Origin of the sequence: Bacillus sp. FSL W7-1034 (genome assembly GCF_038593365.1) — a bacterium.
GTDB classification, from domain to species: domain Bacteria; phylum Bacillota; class Bacilli; order Bacillales; family Bacillaceae; genus Bacillus; species Bacillus altitudinis.
The window spans coordinates 1392154-1409771 of the sequence record NZ_CP151989.1 but is presented as its reverse complement, the minus strand read 5'-3'; the positions used below and the strand labels follow the sequence as shown (position 1 = coordinate 1409771).

Annotated in this window: 24 protein-coding genes; 3 read left to right on the top strand and 21 right to left on the bottom strand. The window is 39.9% G+C overall.

Going from position 1 to position 17618, the window contains the following annotated elements:
• Positions 1–3 precede the first annotated feature (3 nt).
• Positions 4–624 (bottom strand): YIP1 family protein, encoded by a 621-nt coding sequence (locus NST73_RS07240; RefSeq protein WP_024719557.1) that lies wholly within the window; start codon positions 622–624, stop codon positions 4–6.
• A gap of 517 nt (positions 625–1141) precedes the next feature.
• Between NST73_RS07240 and NST73_RS07235 the strand changes: the two genes are divergently transcribed.
• Positions 1142–1519 (top strand): hypothetical protein, encoded by a 378-nt coding sequence (locus NST73_RS07235; RefSeq protein WP_039168668.1) that lies wholly within the window; start codon positions 1142–1144, stop codon positions 1517–1519.
• A gap of 47 nt (positions 1520–1566) precedes the next feature.
• Here the strand turns inward: NST73_RS07235 and moaD are convergent, their stop codons facing one another.
• From moaD to NST73_RS07205, 6 genes are read right to left on the bottom strand one after another with little or no spacing between them, the layout of a single operon-like run.
• Positions 1567–1800 carry a molybdopterin converting factor subunit 1 gene (gene moaD, locus NST73_RS07230; RefSeq protein ID WP_008345159.1) on the bottom strand — a complete coding sequence of 78 codons (234 nt, stop codon included), beginning with the start codon at positions 1798–1800 and terminating at the stop codon, positions 1567–1569.
• Complete coding sequence (locus NST73_RS07225; protein WP_008345161.1) at positions 1793–2284, bottom strand: molybdenum cofactor biosynthesis protein MoaE; 492 nt, start codon at positions 2282–2284, stop codon at positions 1793–1795. Before NST73_RS07225 ends, moaD begins: the two co-directional genes overlap by 8 nt.
• Positions 2277–2804 (bottom strand): molybdopterin-guanine dinucleotide biosynthesis protein B, encoded by a 528-nt coding sequence (mobB, locus tag NST73_RS07220; RefSeq protein WP_144678859.1) that lies wholly within the window; start codon positions 2802–2804, stop codon positions 2277–2279. Before mobB ends, NST73_RS07225 begins: the two co-directional genes overlap by 8 nt.
• Entirely contained in the window at positions 2786–4060 is a 1275-nt protein-coding gene (glp, locus tag NST73_RS07215; RefSeq protein ID WP_342499492.1) for a gephyrin-like molybdotransferase Glp, read from the bottom strand. The genes mobB and glp overlap by 19 nt, the downstream gene beginning before the upstream one ends.
• 9 nt (positions 4061–4069) lie before the next feature.
• A complete protein-coding gene (locus NST73_RS07210) occupies positions 4070–5086 on the bottom strand; it encodes a thiazole biosynthesis adenylyltransferase ThiF (RefSeq protein ID WP_113766986.1) in 1017 nt (338 codons plus the stop codon).
• Between the two features lie 29 nt (positions 5087–5115).
• On the bottom strand, positions 5116–5697 hold the full coding sequence (locus tag NST73_RS07205; protein WP_208755865.1) for a molybdenum cofactor guanylyltransferase: 582 nt from the start codon (positions 5695–5697) through the stop codon (positions 5116–5118).
• Between the two features lie 83 nt (positions 5698–5780).
• On the opposite strand from NST73_RS07205, the gene NST73_RS07200 reads away from it, so the two are divergent.
• The gene (locus tag NST73_RS07200) at positions 5781–6698 is read left to right on the top strand and encodes a sigmaE regulated sporulation protein (protein WP_342499491.1); all 918 of its coding nucleotides are present in this window, start codon (positions 5781–5783) and stop codon (positions 6696–6698) included.
• 62 nt (positions 6699–6760) lie between these two features.
• Here NST73_RS07200 and NST73_RS07195 read toward each other — a convergent pair whose 3' ends face one another.
• The 3 genes from NST73_RS07195 to ahpA form a co-directional block, all read right to left on the bottom strand.
• Positions 6761–7342 (bottom strand): hypothetical protein, encoded by a 582-nt coding sequence (locus NST73_RS07195; RefSeq protein ID WP_007498648.1) that lies wholly within the window; start codon positions 7340–7342, stop codon positions 6761–6763.
• Positions 7343–7824: 482 nt separating this feature from the next.
• On the bottom strand, positions 7825–8283 hold the full coding sequence (locus NST73_RS07190; RefSeq protein WP_008345174.1) for a TlpA disulfide reductase family protein: 459 nt from the start codon (positions 8281–8283) through the stop codon (positions 7825–7827).
• 276 nt (positions 8284–8559) lie between these two features.
• On the bottom strand, positions 8560–9102 hold the full coding sequence (gene ahpA, locus NST73_RS07185) for a biofilm-specific peroxidase AhpA (protein WP_007498654.1): 543 nt from the start codon (positions 9100–9102) through the stop codon (positions 8560–8562).
• A 271-nt stretch (positions 9103–9373) separates the two neighbouring features.
• Here ahpA and NST73_RS07180 point away from each other — a divergent pair, with 271 nt between their 5' ends.
• On the top strand, positions 9374–10183 hold the full coding sequence (locus NST73_RS07180) for a mechanosensitive ion channel family protein (protein WP_058337402.1): 810 nt from the start codon (positions 9374–9376) through the stop codon (positions 10181–10183).
• A 22-nt stretch (positions 10184–10205) separates the two neighbouring features.
• On the opposite strand, the gene NST73_RS07175 is transcribed toward NST73_RS07180, so the two are convergent.
• The 11 genes from NST73_RS07175 to NST73_RS07125 form a co-directional block, all read right to left on the bottom strand.
• The gene (locus NST73_RS07175; protein ID WP_024424725.1) at positions 10206–10448 is read right to left on the bottom strand and encodes a YkuS family protein; all 243 of its coding nucleotides are present in this window, start codon (positions 10446–10448) and stop codon (positions 10206–10208) included.
• 50 nt (positions 10449–10498) lie between these two features.
• A complete protein-coding gene (locus NST73_RS07170) occupies positions 10499–11677 on the bottom strand; it encodes an N-acetyldiaminopimelate deacetylase (RefSeq protein ID WP_046527697.1) in 1179 nt (392 codons plus the stop codon).
• Positions 11678–11711: 34 nt separating this feature from the next.
• Complete coding sequence (gene dapD / locus NST73_RS07165; protein ID WP_058337403.1) at positions 11712–12422, bottom strand: 2,3,4,5-tetrahydropyridine-2,6-dicarboxylate N-acetyltransferase; 711 nt, start codon at positions 12420–12422, stop codon at positions 11712–11714.
• Between the two features lie 109 nt (positions 12423–12531).
• Complete coding sequence (locus NST73_RS07160) at positions 12532–12990, bottom strand: flavodoxin (protein ID WP_008347989.1); 459 nt, start codon at positions 12988–12990, stop codon at positions 12532–12534.
• 16 nt (positions 12991–13006) lie between these two features.
• On the bottom strand, positions 13007–13900 hold the full coding sequence (locus NST73_RS07155; protein ID WP_342499490.1) for an exo-alpha-sialidase: 894 nt from the start codon (positions 13898–13900) through the stop codon (positions 13007–13009).
• Complete coding sequence (locus tag NST73_RS07150; protein WP_008347992.1) at positions 13890–14366, bottom strand: flavodoxin; 477 nt, start codon at positions 14364–14366, stop codon at positions 13890–13892. The genes NST73_RS07155 and NST73_RS07150 overlap by 11 nt, the downstream gene beginning before the upstream one ends.
• 199 nt (positions 14367–14565) lie before the next feature.
• Positions 14566–14973: a DUF4275 family protein gene (locus tag NST73_RS07145; RefSeq protein ID WP_058337405.1), complete on the bottom strand. Its 408-nt coding sequence runs from the start codon at positions 14971–14973 to the stop codon at positions 14566–14568.
• Positions 14974–15068: 95 nt separating this feature from the next.
• Complete coding sequence (locus NST73_RS07140; protein ID WP_039168691.1) at positions 15069–15950, bottom strand: LysR family transcriptional regulator; 882 nt, start codon at positions 15948–15950, stop codon at positions 15069–15071.
• A gap of 96 nt (positions 15951–16046) precedes the next feature.
• Positions 16047–16490, bottom strand: a complete 444-nt coding sequence (cbpB, locus tag NST73_RS07135; RefSeq protein ID WP_007498671.1) for a cyclic-di-AMP-binding protein CbpB — start codon at positions 16488–16490, stop codon at positions 16047–16049.
• Positions 16491–16636: 146 nt separating this feature from the next.
• Positions 16637–16828, bottom strand: a complete 192-nt coding sequence (gene abbA / locus NST73_RS07130) for an antirepressor AbbA (protein ID WP_008347999.1) — start codon at positions 16826–16828, stop codon at positions 16637–16639.
• A 149-nt stretch (positions 16829–16977) separates the two neighbouring features.
• Positions 16978–17493, bottom strand: a complete 516-nt coding sequence (locus tag NST73_RS07125) for a ribonuclease H-like YkuK family protein (RefSeq protein ID WP_268382301.1) — start codon at positions 17491–17493, stop codon at positions 16978–16980.
• Positions 17494–17618 lie beyond the last annotated feature (125 nt).

Sequence of the window (17618 nt, the reverse complement as noted above, 5' to 3'; positions counted from 1 at the left end):
AGCTTACTGCATGTTGATGGTGATCGTAGTTCCTACATATTGAAAAATTAAAGATAATACATAAAAGACACTCACAATAATCCAAGATATTCTTGGCGAAATGCGGCCGACCTTGATCAATAAAAAGCCTGTTAAAACAAGATTCCAAATCACAAAAAGGTCAATATTTCCTAACACAGCATGCCATGAACCAGACATTCGAATGAATGCGTTTAATGAGGTAATAGTGATATCTTTTGGCACATGAAACATGATGATCGCTAAATGAGAAATGATCGTACCAATGATCGTAATAGGTGTGATATAAAGCACACCTGAAAATAGCTGCTGAAACGTTGCATCACCTTTTGCTAAAAAGACGATGAACTTGTATACGGCAGTATTAATGACAATCCCAATGACCAAACCAATGAGCGTGATCACATAAACGAAAGGGATTGGTAAAATTAAATCTGCCCACATTCCTTCATTCACTAGCTGAGACAAATAAGTGACAACAACTGTTAATACAAGCACACATGATAAAGGCCACCAAACGAATGGCTGCTCCCACACTCTTTTTAAATGCTCTGATGGTCTTGTGCTTACGCCTATAATTGTGGGTTTTTGCGTTGTTTCTTTCATCAAATGTCATCCTCTCCATGTGCTGTAAGTATGGAAACGTTTTTTCATACTCTTGTTGTTTCTATTTTATCAAAAGATTGCCAATAAGTGATAGATCATTTGATTTTCTTATTTTCATAGTGATAGGATTGAATCTATTATTCTATTTTCATGAACGACATCCTTCAAATGATACTTGGACCGACCATATTCATATGAAAAAATCCTGATTTTACTGACTGAAAAACATTTTATGAAGTAAACAACATGTCTTTCGGAATAAATATCCTTTTCCTTTGGATTCAGATGGTCTCAGTTAGACACAACAATTTTTTGTTAAAATATTCCTAGTAATTTCAATGAATCCCGGCTTTATAGGACTATGTTTAGCGCCTTTTATAGAACAGATGAGCCTTTAGTAACAATACTTTCATATTAAAAAAATAAAAATAAAAGGATTTTACTTGATCAAATGTTATTTTTTCATATAATGTAAAATAGAGGTAGGTTAAATGATAGTGGAAATGGAGTCAAGTGAATGTTAAGAGAAAAATTGAAACTGCAATTGATTTTACTTTATGAAAAGGAACAAGAAGCATGGCAATACTTTCGAAAGGAAAGAGAACTGATTTATCATGAGCTTAAATTACTTGATATGAAAGAGAGCAGACCTTCTAATGACAAAATATACTACGCAGCAAGGTGTGTAGATATTATTAAAGAAAAAAAGGGAAGCATTGTGAGCACAAAAGAATTAAAAGAACAGCTTCAAGCACGAACAGATTTCAATGTGAGACGAATCAGCGAATTGTATGATCTCATTCAACAGCTCGATCCTCACATTTCTAAAGCACGCCGGGGATGTTTTATTTATGAAGATCATACCCAAGTACCTCTACAATCTTTTCACACATAAAAAAATTGGTTACAGCCGCCGGCCATAACCAAATCCTCTAATATCTATTATCCACCACTTACAGGAGGAATGAGTGCAACAGTGTCCCCGCTACGCACTTCAGCATTTCCCCTCGTATATATTTCGTTGACTGCAACCATCACGTTTTGTGCAGTATCAACTCCATATACCTCCTGTAATTCTATTTTAATCTCATCAACCGTTGTTTGATCTTTTTGAATGATGATTTGTTGTTTACCGGCCTTCTCAGCAAGGCCGGCGAACAATAATACGCTAATCATGCCGCTTCCCTTCTTTCTCGTTAAGTTGGAGAGTACTAGGTTTTCCTTCCGGGTATGAAACGGTTTCAAGCTGATCACCTATCCAAGCCTCTCCATCTTCCCAGTATTCCTTTTTCCAAATAGGAACGATTTCCTTTATTCGTTCAATCGCATATTCATTGGCTTCGTATGCAGCTTTCCGATGAGGTGATGAAACAGCTATTGCCACTGCAATGTCACATATCTCAAGAGTGCCAATACGATGCACAATAGCAGCTTCTGTATCGGGCCAGCGTTTTTTAATTTCTTGTCCAATTTGACTCAACATATTTTCCGCCATTGGTATGTATGCTTCATATGTTAAACGCAGCGTTTTTTTGCCATTTGTCCATTCTCTTACCGTGCCTATGAATGTCGTAATGGCTCCCGCTTTGCGTCTTGTGACATGCTGAATCAATTCATTCACATCAATTGGCTCTTTTGTGATCTTAAAAAGTTCATTCATACGAGGCTTCCCCCTTCAATAAATTAAAAGCAAATGTGATCCCGCGCTTATCAAATGCTGAAAACACAGGAAACGGGTATTTCTCAGTGAATTGTATTTCTTTATTGAAATAAATGGCTGCTTGTATATGAGAAAGTGTTGAAAGATCAATGAGTTCCTGTTCGTCTTTGACACACAGGATTTTGCGGTAAGGCGCCTGTTTGTATCCTTCGATCAAGACGGCATCTAAAGGAAGATGCTGACACATGTTGAGTAGTTGCACGAATGTCATGTGCCGTATGAAAAAGTGACATTCACCTTCTCCCTCCACACCTGCGGCAAATGCACCCGCTTGAACATATCGATCCGTATCTTTTTGTTTGAACAGACGGTCTGGCTTTCCACCATGTCCGTGATGTTTGAAGCAGCCTAGCTTCATTTCTTCTTCATCCGCCAGCTGACATAATTTTTCGATCAGCGTCGTTTTACCACTATTTTGATACCCCACGACTTGTAGAATGTTTAATTTGTCATCCAACATGGAGCACCGCCTTCGTGGTGAAATAGCAGAACGCTGACCTGGTCACCTGCACTAAACCCTCTTGTTCCTCCGGGCAATACAATGAAACAATCAGCATGAGCAATAGATGTCACCGCACTAGATTTATCAAGACCTGTTGGCGTCACACTTAGCTGACTGCCAGTAAAATCAAGTGATGCTCTAACAAATCGTGTGAACGGATTGGCTTTTGGAAAATCATGTGTCAGCTTCGCCTCAGTAAAAACGGGAAATGGATTTTCTTTCAAACACCATTTATAAATGATCGGTTTGACAAATAGTTCAAAGCCAACAAAACAGGCAGCTGGATTTCCTGACAGCCCATAAAGCAATTGACCATTTGGCAACGCAGCAACGGTCGTCACACTTCCAGGTCTCATGGCGACTTTATTAAACAACACATCTGCACCTAGTTTTTCATAAATAGCAGGTAAAAAGTCAAAATCACCTACCGATACACCACCTGTTGTGATGAGCATATCAACTTTGCTTAAGGCTGCTTTTACGGCTTCATAGCTTTGATCAAAATCATCGGATACACCGCCTAAATCAAGCGGTTCTCCTCCAGCTTCAAGAACCTGGGCGTAGACCATACTCAGGTTACTATTTCTAATTTTACCGTCCACCATGGCATCACTTACTTGTAGGAGCTCGGTGCCTGTTGAGATGATACCGATGACCGGTTTTTTGACGACCGGCACAACCGCATACCCGAACGTTGCCAATATCGCCGTCACGCCTGGGGTTACTTTTGAGCCTTTTTTGATCATGACGTTCCCTTTGAGGGTCTCTTCTCCTTGGCGAGAAATATTGTCACCCTTTTTCAGAGGTCTTTTAAGTGACATCATTGATTTACCGTCTTTTTCAAACGTTTTCGTCAATTCGAGCATGATCACAACATTTGCTCCTTTTGGAATCTTCGCTCCTGTCATGATGCGAATCGCTTGAAAAGGACCGATCGTTTTTGCAGAAACAATACCTGCCCCTATATGATCAATGACCTCAAATTCAACCGGATGCTCGCTCGATGCATCCTTTGTATCTTCTGCTCGAAGTGCAAAACCATCATACGGAGAACGATCAAAGGCAGGAACATCGTGATCTGCTAAAATATCCTCTGCAATCCATCTTCCAAGGCTGTTCTTTAAAGGAACCCATTCGACTTGTCCATGTTTTTGAAATTGGTAGACTTTCTTTACTGCCTCTTCTACTGGAATTGGCTGTCGTCTTTCCATCACTTCTCACTCCTATATGCCTAGCAGTCTTGCTAGTAATGAATTGGCTACTTTTTCATCATTTGTCCCATGGATTAATACACGTCCTCCTTTAAAACAAACGATACGGTGTCTTTCATAGCGTATATGAATTAAAAAATCGTTCACTTCCACCTCACAAATAGAGGACAGACGCTCTTTTACATGCTGAAATGAAAGGTTTTCTAAATCCTTCGATATGATTTGAACGGTGTCACGTCCGCAAAGAACCGCTGTTTTTTTGCGCTGTTCCTGTAAATATGGATACGTTCTATTTGTGCCGCAAGAAGGACAGCTCTCCTGCTTCGTACGAGATACATCCATTTTAAACGAAGACGACTGCCACAAATCAAACGTGACAAACTTTCGCTCCATTTGCTCTTCATGCCCTGTTAAATATTTTAATGCCTCTGTTTGCTGATAAGCCGACACCATTTGGACAGCAGGAGAAATAATACCAGCTGTATCACATGTCAACCCCCCAACAGGCATTGAGGTAAACACACAGGATAAGCAAGGTGTTTTGCCCGGCAAAATGGTCATATACATTCCCTGACTGCTCACACAGGCACCGTAAATCCAAGGCGTATTTGTTTCTAAAGATAAGTCATTCATCACCATTCTTGTCTCAAAATTATCAGTCGCATCAATGACGATATTTGCTTTTCGGAATAAAGGTCTTAACAGCTCTACTCCTGCATCTTCAATAAGAGCGTGAATGGTCACTTCATGGTTGATCTCTTGGAGACGTTTTTTAGCTGCTGCCGCTTTTGGCACATGCATCTTTGCATCGTGTTCAGTGTACAGCTGCTGCCGCTGTAAATTTGAGAATTCGACATAATCACGATCTACAATCGTCAAAGTACCAATTCCTGAACGGACAAGCCCTTCAGCAGACGCTGTTCCAAGTGCACCAGCTCCAACAATAAGGACATGACTTTCGGCAAGCGCAGACTGCCCTTTTTCCCCTACCGGAGGGAACAAGATTTGCCTTGAATATCGCTCGTTCAATATTGTTCTCTCCTCCTCGTTTTTATGTATCATATCATACCGTTTTCAGGTAAATCGCTTCTTTTATTGATATTGTGAAATTCATTTGGTGCCACGTTCAGTTCGTCGGCTGGAACAACCTGGACGTGAAGTTTTTGTAATAAGTCTTTAATAGCTAATTGATTCTCTTTTAAGCACGCATAAATAAACGGAAGACTGCGGCGGTGATAAAGCGCAAATAACGGCTGTAATCTTTCCTGCACCATCGGGACCACAGCATCTACATGCTCATGGCAATAAGAAGATAAAGCGACGGCTGTCTCTTTTCGTATGAATGGCATATCACATGCCGTCACTAAATACCACTCTGCTTCTTGCTTTTGCATAGCGGTATATATGCCTGCAAGCGGGCCATACCCACGCATCTGTTCATCATCTAACCAAACAGCTTGTTCCCCTCTCGCTTTGAAAAAAGGCAGAAGCTTCGGGTGACTGATGATGATGGTTTCCCCTTTCAAAAGTTGCTCTTTCACATGTTCATATAGTGGTTTCCCCTGATAGACATGACTTGCCTTTGGCTCTCCAAAACGCCTAGAAGCACCTCCGGCTAGTATCACATTCACTATTCTCATCATCTCATCCCCTTTGATATGGTTGTTCTAATCGCACTCATTTCGCATACTTTATTGATAACATGAATAAGGAGGGTCTACCTATGAACCGGCGCCATGCTTCTCCCCTATTCCATGATCTGTCTCAAGAAAATCTATTTTTAAAAGCTGAAACGGCCAAATATCAACAGATGATTTCAGATTTACAGTCCACATATACTTATGCTAAAAACAAGAAGCTATCTCAAGAATATCATGAGATGAAAAAGGATTTCACTCAATTAAAACAACAATTGGATGAAATGACCATTGACCAAGACGAAGCATCATCTAAAATACAGGATCTCTCTTATAGCAAATCGGAATTATTACATAAAATCGTCCTTCTTCATGAAATGCTGCAAAAGGAAACCTATCATAGACGAAAAGAAACAGAGGAAAAGCACCGATTGCATTTGAAGGTTGTAAAATATAAGGAAATGTCTCAGCAACTACAGGAGCGATTACTAGACCAAGATAAACAGCTTGCAAAAGAGGAGAAAAAAGGAAATACTTTATCCGTGGTGATTGAAAAACTGCAGCAAACTCTAGGCGATAAAAACGCAGAGCTACATTTATTACAAGAAGGCGTCCGGCATCTACAGGAGCGTTTTTATGAAACACAAGAAAAATTACTGCAAATCGAAAAAGCAAAAGAATCCATTTTTTATGAAACGCTCACGAGCTACCAAAAACAGTTAGCCGAAAGCGAGGAATGGATCGCTTCTCATTTTGCTGATATCGACCAGTCAGCCCAAACAAATGCCGAGCCGTTCTCACAAGACCCTATTTTGCAAACAACCGAAGAAATAGGACCGATTTTGAAGAAACTAAACGAACAAGTAGAAACGCTCCAGGCAAAAGTCGATGCTGTGCAGCGGAGTGGAGAGGTCATGACAGTGAAGATCGATGGATTTAAAAAACAGCGCGACAACATGCCCAAAGAACGAAAGATTGTCTATACAGTTGATCAAAAAAAGTGATCAGTTCATCACGTACGCAAGAAAAAACTGCTGGCATTTAAGCCCAGCAGTTTCTTTTTTATTTATTCGTCTTCTGTTTGAATGTCGCCTTCTAAAATATACTGTCCGCGATAAGGTTTCTTCACTTCTGGGTACATTTTAATTAAGCTTTGCATAAACGTTGTCATATTTGGAATTTCAAGACCGCTCTCTTTTTCAATCTCTTTTTGAAGTTCAGAGCTTTTAATCGCCGCATTATGACGCTTTAATGTTTTGATTGCAGCTTCACGAAGCTTAGCTGCCTTTGATCCAGGTCTAGCTGTGCCTCTTCTGCGTCTTGTAGATCCTTCAGGAATACCTACAGGTGCACCATTTAGCTGACCTGTTCCTAAAGATGATGTAACGTTTGACTGCGTTTGCGCAGGCTGATTGTAGCTTCTCATTTCTTGTGCAGCCAGCTCAGCTAATACAGGCAGTGAATCTGTTTTTCTCTCTGTACGCACTTCTTTTTTTGTATCTGTGACGAGACCTGTACCTTGACGGTCTAATTCTCTTAGTTTTGCGTAAATCGCATCTCGTTCAATTTGATATTCACGGATGACCTTTACTTCTGCTTCATTTAATTGTTCCAATCGTAAACGTAACGCTTCCCTCTCATTAAACAATGGATTTCCCCCTCATCATATAAAAAATATTCTATAGTAAATATTAGATTAGAAAACTAATTTTATCAACTATTTTTTTATCATTTTACAGTTTGTTATCAGATAGGTATTTCCAACTAAAATTTTGCCAAAGAAGAAAAATCGGCACCCATTTCATTGCCACTATAGGCTTTTGACCACCTTTAAAATATTGTAAAAATTTTGAATAAATGCTTATACTACTTGATTTATATAGTTATTTACCAAACTGAAATTTCTTTTGTGCAAAAACGTTCTGAATAGTAAAAAGTTAAAATCTTTACATTTTCATTTCAAAATAAAAATGTAAATAGGTCATAATACCTTTTTGTTTCAGGAAATTTTTTTAATGAAATCCCTCATTTTCTCTTTTCTTAGGCATTCCACCTACAATCATATTCATCCAGTGCAATATGTCTCCTATTTTTCCCCATGAAAAAACCCCCATTCATGGGGGGGAAAGCCTATTCTGCAGCCTTTTCAGACTCAGAAAGAACTCGATTGACACGTTTTTCAAGCATTTTCATACCGCTTCCGCCAGCTTGGAAGTGGCGTAAAGCACCTGTTTTATCGAATACATAGTAAGCTGGTACATATTCGTTCTCAAAGGCTTCTGTTAATTTATGGTCGCTGTCTACAAAGATTGGCTGTGTGATTTCATGCTCATTTGCAACCTCTTTGATTTTTTCTAGATCTAGGTCATCCTCTGAACGTGGCATGTGAACTGCGATCACGTTTAGTTGATCCTTGTATTCATCACGGAATTGGTTCACTTGCGGCATCGCCTCTTTACAAAGGTGACAGCTAACTGACCAGAAGTGGATCAATGTTGGTTTATCACCAATTAATTCTTCTCTTGTTACTTCTCCATTTAACCATTCTTTTGCACCAGTTAGTTCTGGCATTGGTTGACGTAATTTCATTTTGAAGCGCCTCCATCCATTGTATGTCTCGAAACAAAAAGGTCTAACATCAGTTAGACCCCAGCATGTAGACAAACCCTCGCATTCTTTGTCAGTCCTGCGTGCTGGTGCTCACGAATGTCACATTCGCTTCGCGCCAGTACTCGTCCTTCCTAGGGCTGCAAAGGTTTTCTATCACGCTGAAAAGAAGACAAAGGGCTAAAATAAACAACATTTTAGCCCTTTGTCAACAATCTGAAGGTCTAACATCAGTTAGACTGTTTCTTCAACTATCAATTAAAGTGTTTTTTGACCAGGCTTCCAGTTCGCTGGGCAAAGTCCACCAGTTTGTAATGCTTGAAGAACACGTAGTGTCTCATCTACATCACGACCGATATTGTTGTGGAATACTGTTTGATATTGAAGTTCGCCTTCTGGGTTAATGATGAATAGACCACGAAGTGCAATTCCTTCTTCTTCAATTAAAACACCGTATTCTCTAGATACTGTGTGGTTTGTGTCAGCAGCTAGTGGATATTTTAATTCTCCAAGACCATTGTCTTTACGATCTGTGTTGATCCAAGCAAGATGCGTATGGATTGTATCAGTAGATACACCAATGATTTCAGCATCTAAATCTTCAAACTCATCATAACGATCGCTCATTGCTGTAATTTCAGTTGGACAAACAAAAGTGAAATCCATTGGATAGAAGAAAAGAACTGTCCATTTGTCATTCTTGATGTTTTCCTCTAAACTCACTTTACCAAATTCCTTATTAGCAAGTACTGCTTCCATTTCAAAACGTGGAGCTTGTTTTCCTACAAAACGCTCTGCCATATGTAAATCCCTCCAAAAATAATATCTTTATACAGACTTCTTAGCTGTATATAAAATGAGAATCAATAGGTTAAATTCTCATTTAGTTAATAACTTCACAAATATAATTATAATACTTAAGCGATTTTTAGTCAATATTAATTAATAATAAATTTAATTAACGATTTGTCACAATCTCTAGCTCCAACTATTAAAAGTTTAACATGACTTGCATAAGGGAACAAATGATTAGCTTCTCATTTCGCACATACATAGAAAGGTTTTGAAGATCATGAAAGCACTTGAACAAGTAGATTGGGTTTCCATCATCATGAACAGCAGTATAATTTTGTTAAAACTAATCGCTATTTTTGTGATTTATTTTATCATCAGAGCGATTGGAAACAAGATGATTAAGCGTGCCTATTCAGCATTCTCTGAGAAGCACGATGTCTCTTTATCACGAGCTCAAACGCTGCAAAGTCTTACCTTAAATATTTTCGCCTACTTGCTGATTTTTATTCTAGTTGTGATGATCCTCGACTTATTTCATTATAACCCAACCGCCTTGCTGGCTGGGGCAGGTGTTGTAGGACTTGCCATTGGTTTTGGCGCTCAGGGATTAGTGAGTGATATTGTGACAGGCTTCTTCATACTGCTGGAAAAACAATTTGATGTCGGCGAGTATATAACGGTTGCTGGTTTCGATGGGATCGTTGAACAAATTGGACTGAGAACAACACAGCTTAGAAGCTTTGATGGCACTCTTCATTTCATTCCGAACCGAAGTATACTTAATGTAAGCAATCATTCACGAGGGACGATGCAGGCACTCGTTGATATCGAATTATCCCCAGATGAAAATGTGGATCAGATGATCACCACTTTGCAAGCAGCCTGTGATGAAGTTCGTGAGAGCATGCCGCAAATCATCGAAGGTCCTCAAGTCGTTGGAGTGGAATCATTTGGCTCCTCATCCCTCGTCCTTCGTATCATTGCAAAAACTGAAACGATGGAGCAATGGCGTGTCGAACGAATTCTGCGCAAAAAAATGAAAGAAGCACTTGATCTAGAAAAAGAGCAAAAAGAACCAGGATCATAAAATCCTGGTTCTTTTGTTTGTTTTATTGAACACGCTGTTCTACTTCTTGACAAATTTCATCAGCCGTCATACCTGACGCTGTAATGACAGATGCCTTTGTCGTTGTGTCTGAAATGCCAAGAACATTTGAATCTAGTCCTGTGACCACATAGCAGTCACACTGATCCATTTGCTGTTCATTTTGAATACGTACGACATCATACCCTTTTTGCTTCAAAAGCTCTTCTACATCGGATAAAGATTGTTCTACACCAATTCTTGTCATAATCAAGAACACCTCCTGTTCATAAGGTGTACAGGAGACCATTTGATTATTCATTCACCTGCTTGCTTTTTAAAATAAGCCGTCATGACGTTCACAGCTGTTTCAATCGCATTTTCGTCAGGAGTCAGCTTGGCATGGTGCAGACCATATTCTGAATCTACCCCTAACCAAAACATGAACCCAGGGTATTTTTTCAGCATGTAGCCGAAATCTTCTCCTGTCATCGCTTCTCTGCATTCAATGACATTCGCAAGCCCTTCTTCGGCTACATATGACATAAATTCCTCTGTCAAATCCTTTGAATTGTCCACTTCGTAATAAGATGAAGGGTATCGAACTGTCGCCTTGCATTCGTAGCCAATTTCAATTCCCTTTGCAAGTGCTTCAATTCGTTTTCTCACCTTTTCCATAGACTCTGGCGAGAGCGTACGAATGGTTCCATCCAGCTTTGCGTGCTGCGCAATGATATTTTGAGCAGTGCCACCTGTAATCGTGCCAACTGTAATGACGGCACTATCAAGAGGGTCCACATTTCGTGAAATCACCGATTGCAGCTGCCCTACTAGTGCACTTGCAGCCACCACCATATCATTTGCTAAATGAGGGTATGCGGCATGCCCGCCTTTTCCTTCAAGATCGATCACAAGCTCACTCGTATTAGCAAATAATAGGCCCGGCTTTGTTGCAATCGTGCCGACTGGATATTCAGGTGCAATATGCAGCGCTGTAATAAAGTCTGGCGTCCACTTTTTTAGAACATCACTTGTAAGCATTGGTTCAGCTCCGCCTGGCCCTTCTTCTGCCGGTTGGAAAATAAATAGCAGATCTTCTTTGATTGGCTGATGCACGAAATGATCAATGATACCAAGAGCAATGGTCATATGAAGATCATGTCCACATGCATGCATGTGGCCCTCATGTACCGATTGAAATGGGTAGCCCGTTTCTTCAGGGATAGATAATCCGTCCATATCTGCACGATACGCAAAGACGCGCGTAGGATTTGTCCCTTTTACTTTCACAAAAAGTCCAGTCCGCCATGTTTCCATCTCGATTCGATCTGTTGGGTACGATTCGAGATGCTTGATGAGGTAAGCTTGTGTTTTAAATTCCTTAAAACCAAGCTCAGGAATTTGGTGCAAATCTCTTCGAATGGATATTAATTGCTCACGATTTAACAAGTGAACTCGCTTCCTTTCCTCTATACGAATAAGACGTGGATATATCATCCACGTCTATGTCTTCAGCTGCGAATTGTGTCAATTAAAGCTGACGCAGTTCTTGTTTGATTTCAGTTTTACCTTTTGTTTGTTCATCAATGTCTTTGATTTTCTTTGCAGGTGTACCTGCTACAACCGTGTAAGGCTCGACATCGTTCACAACGATCGCTCCAGCTGCTACAACTGCACCTTTCCCAATGGTCACACCTTCTAAAACAACAGCGTTTGCACCGATGACAACATCATCTTCTACTACAACTGGCTTAGCAGAAGGCGGCTCAATAACACCTGCAAGAACAGATCCCGCACCGATATGACAGTTCTTACCTACTGTCGCACGGCCGCCAAGAACAACGTTCATATCAATCATCGTACCTTCACCGATGACTGAACCGATATTAATAGAAGCACCCATCATGATGACTGCATTATCGCCAATTTCCACTTGATCACGAATGATTGCACCTGGCTCAATACGTGCTTTGATGTTTTTCAAATCCAACATAGGAATCGCAGAGTTACGACGGTCATTTTCCACGACAACATCTTCAATTTTGTCTTTGTTTGATGCTAGAGCTTCTTGAATTTCGCTCCACTCACCGAAGACAACACCAGTGTTACCTGTGATAAATGTTTTTGCATGTTCACCAAATTCAATACCTTCTAAGTCCCCTTTAATGTAGACTTTAACAGGTGTTGATTTTGTACTATTTTGAATAAATGAAATAATTTCATTAGCGTCCATTTGTTTCATGTATGTATGTCCTCCTCTTAATTTATACTTCATTACTGTACCAAAGGAGAGTTTTAATGACAAGTGAAAGAATTGTCTGCGCCTTGGCAAATAAAACAAGCGGGCCTCTTTATCCCGCTTCTTGCTGGTGAAGATGAACAAATTGTCTCCCAAAAGAAATCAATTCCTCTTCCTCGTTTCCTTCTGGATTCAGCTCTATTTTGATGGATGGTAGGACGATATCACCGCCCAGCTCCTTCACTTTTTCTTCAATTAAATCCACAGCTCCACAAAAATGTTCATAAGATGTATCTCCAGAACCGAATACAGCAAATGCTTTACCCGTCAAATCAAGCTCTTCCATTTCTTCATATAGATCAATAAAATCATCTGGAAGATCACCATCTCCCCAAGTATATGCACCTAACAGAATGTGCGAGTAATCATGAAGAAGTTCAGCATCAATATCCATCGCTTCATGCCGGTCCACGCTAGCACCAGCTTCCTTTAATCCTTTTTCGATTAAATCAGCCATTGCTTCTGTATTTCCTGACATTGTGGCATACACCAATAAAACTTTTTTCGTCACTTTTTCTTCCTCCTTATTAATGAATCAGTGCAGGTTCCTCATAAGGCCTGACAAACTTACTTTCATATAAACCCGCACAGAAAAAATTCTCCTTTTGATTGGCGACACGAAAACCGTGCCCTTTGATCGTATCAAACCATTTGAGCTCTTTTTGCTCTATATCAAGCTGATACACTTTAGAAAATCCATACTCATCCTGTGAAGTGGTCACGTACACAATGCCGTTATCCTCTGACACATCCAAAAATGATTCCTCTCGCGCAAAAGCTTGTGATTGAATATCATGCAGCATATTTGTATGTAAGTCTAAAATTTGAACAGACCCTCTTTTCCCTTTTTTAGAGCCCAACGCACAGACAAGGAGGTGTTCCCTGCAAAGCAGCATAGAAGCAGTCATTCGGTGCTCTTCTCTGTTTAGGAGAAAAATCTGTTCACTTTGCAAGTCATACACCCATATTCCTCCATGCACCTCATGAATCTGCGTTCCAATATAAAGATAATCACCGGCTACACATAATGAACGAATCACAGGGGGCTGATTCACATGAGCAAACGGCTTCATAATTTCCCAGGAAATTCCGAAATCGGTTGACACATAAATACTATGCTTTCCATGTGCGCATACAAACCCATCTTTGCGTCCTGTAATAGACCAAACAACTGCATTTGTTGGAAAAGATGATAGCGCCCATGTGTGGCCCTCATCTCCTGATCGTATGACAGTTCCATTTTCACCAACTCCGAACAAATACGGACCAATATAACTGATAGCGTGGATTTTATGCTTGAGCTTAAAAAGCTGCTGCCATCCGCCCTCCACACTGTAATGAAAAATACCTTCTCGTTTGACGGCAACAAAGTAGCCGCCACTTTTAGACGCAGCAACAGCTGTCGCACCTTTATGAAACATGATTTTCAACTCTTTTCTCAGACAATGATGCCCACGTTAAAAAGCTCGTTGCAAACTCCTCACAGCACGCCACATCTTCATCTGTATCTGGTGCAAGTTCCATTTTCAATGTTTCAGGAAATACGGATGCACCTGTCGATTTCAGCATGTCATGAAAGGTATGAACAGCCTCGCAAAACTTCGGATAACTGTAATCGCCTGATCCAAATACCGCCGCTTTGATGTGACTAAGTTCAAGTGCTGAGACCTCTTCATAAAAATCTTCAGCTTCATAAGGGAGATCACCGTCACCCCATGTGTAAGAGCCGATCATGACATAATCGTATGAAGAAAGATCTTCTGCACTTGTGTCGTCAAATTCCATCATCTCTGTCTCTATCCCTTTTCCTTCAAGCGTTTGTTTTAAGATCGCTGCCATGTCTTCCGTATTGCCAGACATACTCGCAAATGCAATTAGTGCTTTCATCTATTGGTCACCTCATCTAAATGATAATCATTTTCAATTATTATATGTACACTTTAAATGATAATGATTTTCATTGTCAAATGTTTTATGAAAAGGTGCTGTTCAAAATAAACATGACGTACATCAAAAAACCGCTCATTCCAATTGGAAGGCGGCTATAATTGATTATCACTCTATCTCTTTGTGATTTACTCTTTTTTTATTTCTGAATAAAATATGGACCGCAATCGGATTCGTGCGTCATCACAAATGTCCAATTTTCTTCCCAATCCATGACATACAGATCGCTATAGTCCATGTGTCCGTCTGTATATGGCAATTCCTTCACTGACAGTTCCTTGGCGTTTTCAAACAGATACGCTTCTTGAGTAAATTGATAAAAAATAGTACATGTATGCTTTGATTGCTGATGAAAGGCGTTTATCGCTGCCTCTTTTTCAAGGCATTCAACTTTTCCCCAGCTGCATAAGTGCCATAGGAAACCATCCATCCCAATCTCTTTTTGTTCTTCTAAAGAAAGATGACTTGCAAAACGTCCACGCCATCTCTCGCGTAAATAAGTTCCCCACTTCGGTATATCCATCTTCTTTTTTTGTTGATTTCTCATCATTTCTTCCAGCTTTCTGCTTTTTCAGTAGATAAATCTATTAGAAACCTAATCAAACCACTTATCCTAAAAAGCACCTCCTCTTCCAGAAGTACTTACACTGCCTCACTTTCAAGCATTTCTTTCACCACACCAACAAATGCTTGAACTTGTTTTAACTGAAAAGAGGCTTCATATCCTAACAGCCATGTGTCACGTCCGATTTGCTCTCCATTTGCGTCTACGAGCGGGGTTTTGTGTACACTTTTCTCATGATCATATAAGGTGACCGAAGGCAAAATGGCGTAGCCGATACCGTGATAGGCCATTTGTTTACATGTCTCAATCTGGTCCACAAGAATCGTCTGTTTTGGCGACACTTTAAACTTTTGATGCCACCAGTGCTGAATTTCTTGATAATAGGTGCTATCACTTTTAAATTGAATAAACGGGCGTTCTGTCTCAATTAACTCATCCACGTCCTTGATGACAGAATCGACTAAATATAAATGATCGGTCATTAAATATTCCTTTGTGCCCTTCCAATCAGGATTCCCGCGAATGATGCCAATGTGGACATGGTCTTCATACAGACTTTTAAGCATCTCACTACTCCAGCCTGTCACAAGAGATACTTTGGCATTTGGGTATTTCTCGACATACCGCTTCAGCACCTTTGGCAGCCAGTGCTGACCAATAATGGACGCAACTGCAAGCTTGAGTGTACCGTGAATTTCTCCTTCAAGCTCGTCAATTCTCTCTCGCACTCGATCCTGCTCAGTCGTGACCTCTTTGGCGAATTGAATAATCTGTTCGCCAGCTGAAGTGACTGTCAAGCCTTTTTGTGAACGAAAAAAGATTTTGGTTCCCCACTCTTTTTCAATCGTTTGCAGCCTTTGAGATAAGGCAGGCTGAGAGACAAAGAGCCGCTCTGAAGCCTTTCTCATATTCAATTCCTCACTAAGTACAACAAGCATATGTAACTCTTGAAGCTGCATGGGCGCCCTCCTTCTCTTGATAAGTTTTTCTTATTTTATATAGTCATTATATAAATAATAGCTTATGAAGGCAAAAAAAATAAGCTGGGCTGCAGCTCATTTTTTTGCGGAATGAATGACCTCATTTAAGCGCTTTAATACAACACGCCGAGTGAAAATTCCTTCGAATACTTGCTCTTCATTTTCCACACAAACAAATCCATTATTCGTCACAGCGTGAACGCCTTTTAAAACAGGATCCGTCGTTTTCAGTCTTGGAATATCTGATAGCATGACCTCTTCTACCTTCAATTGGTCGAGCTTTTCAAATTCAATTCGTTCTAAGCCAAAGATTTTATCCATGATCATATTTGTTCCAATTAACCCATGAAGGTGATAAGAAGCATCCAGAACAGGTATGGCTGTATATCCTGTTTTTGTCAGGACCAATAGGGCGTGCTCAAGATTATTTCCAATTTGAACGTGTGCCACTTTATCTGCATCAATCATATGCTCAGCTACTGTTGACTCAAGTAATTGAGCCGGTTCTATCTCTATCATGTTTCTTCGACCCCTTTTCTCTCAATCATCAATCATACATTCCCCTTTAACATTAAGCATAAACTAAAACGAATTTTGTCGAAAGATTTTTTTCTGCATAAAAAAGATACTCAGCGTAGAGTATCTAATAGAATGTTCAATCGATATTAATTCTCAAACCTTACTCTGTCATACAATGTGATCAATTTCTTATACGTATTGTCGTCGACATTTTTTGTTCCACATTCTATATCATTGATCTCACTGCTTAGTAATTCGACAGCATATTCCTGATTCAGTAATACGTTTAATAATAGCTTTTTCTCTTCTTCATTAAAACGATTTTCGATGACGCTCATTCAACATCAGGCCCCCTGTTTCATATATGCTTTTATATTGATTAGCAGGCGTTTGAATGTCTGCTTCCTCTCTATACAGCTAGAATAAGGAACTAGAATCGAATCGTCAACCGCACGTTTCGACAACGTTTGGAGAAAAATGACGGAATTTATTTTGTGTATCGATTGGCGTAGCAAAATGCTGCGTATGAGTCGGGTTTTATTTTTGCTTCAATTCCCATGGCTGTGATCATTCCGGTCATTTCCTGGATCAGCTCTTTTGCACTTCCTTTTTTGCCAATATCTAGATGGACTTCAAAACGAAGGTCTGCCCCTTCCTCAGCAAACGGAAGAAGCAAATCCATCAGTTCTGTTAAAGGTCCCTCAAGGATGTCTGCACATACCTTTTGGCTAAACGCTGTCTCTAATGAAATTTTTTCTCTAAGACTTTGTACAGGCCGATTCAACACTTGCTGCGTGAGACAGCCCCAAGCTCCTTTGCCGATCCGGTGAAGATGAATTGCAGTCATAAATCTTGTGACATTCTGATTGACCTGAGAGTCCGTACCAATTGATAGTACATAAACAGATCTCGGGTCTTTTTGAATAAAGTCTTTCATTCTCATGACAACATCAGAAAACGCTAAATGCTCTTCAGAAAGATTAAAGAAAAAAGAATCACTCACAGAAAGGAACTCCTTTTCAATGGTCTCTTATCCGAATAATGCACTGAATGATCATCTTCCATTTGTTCATCACTTATGAAGTGTATGCTTCCGCAATCAACGAAGGAATTCTTAGAAAAAACATT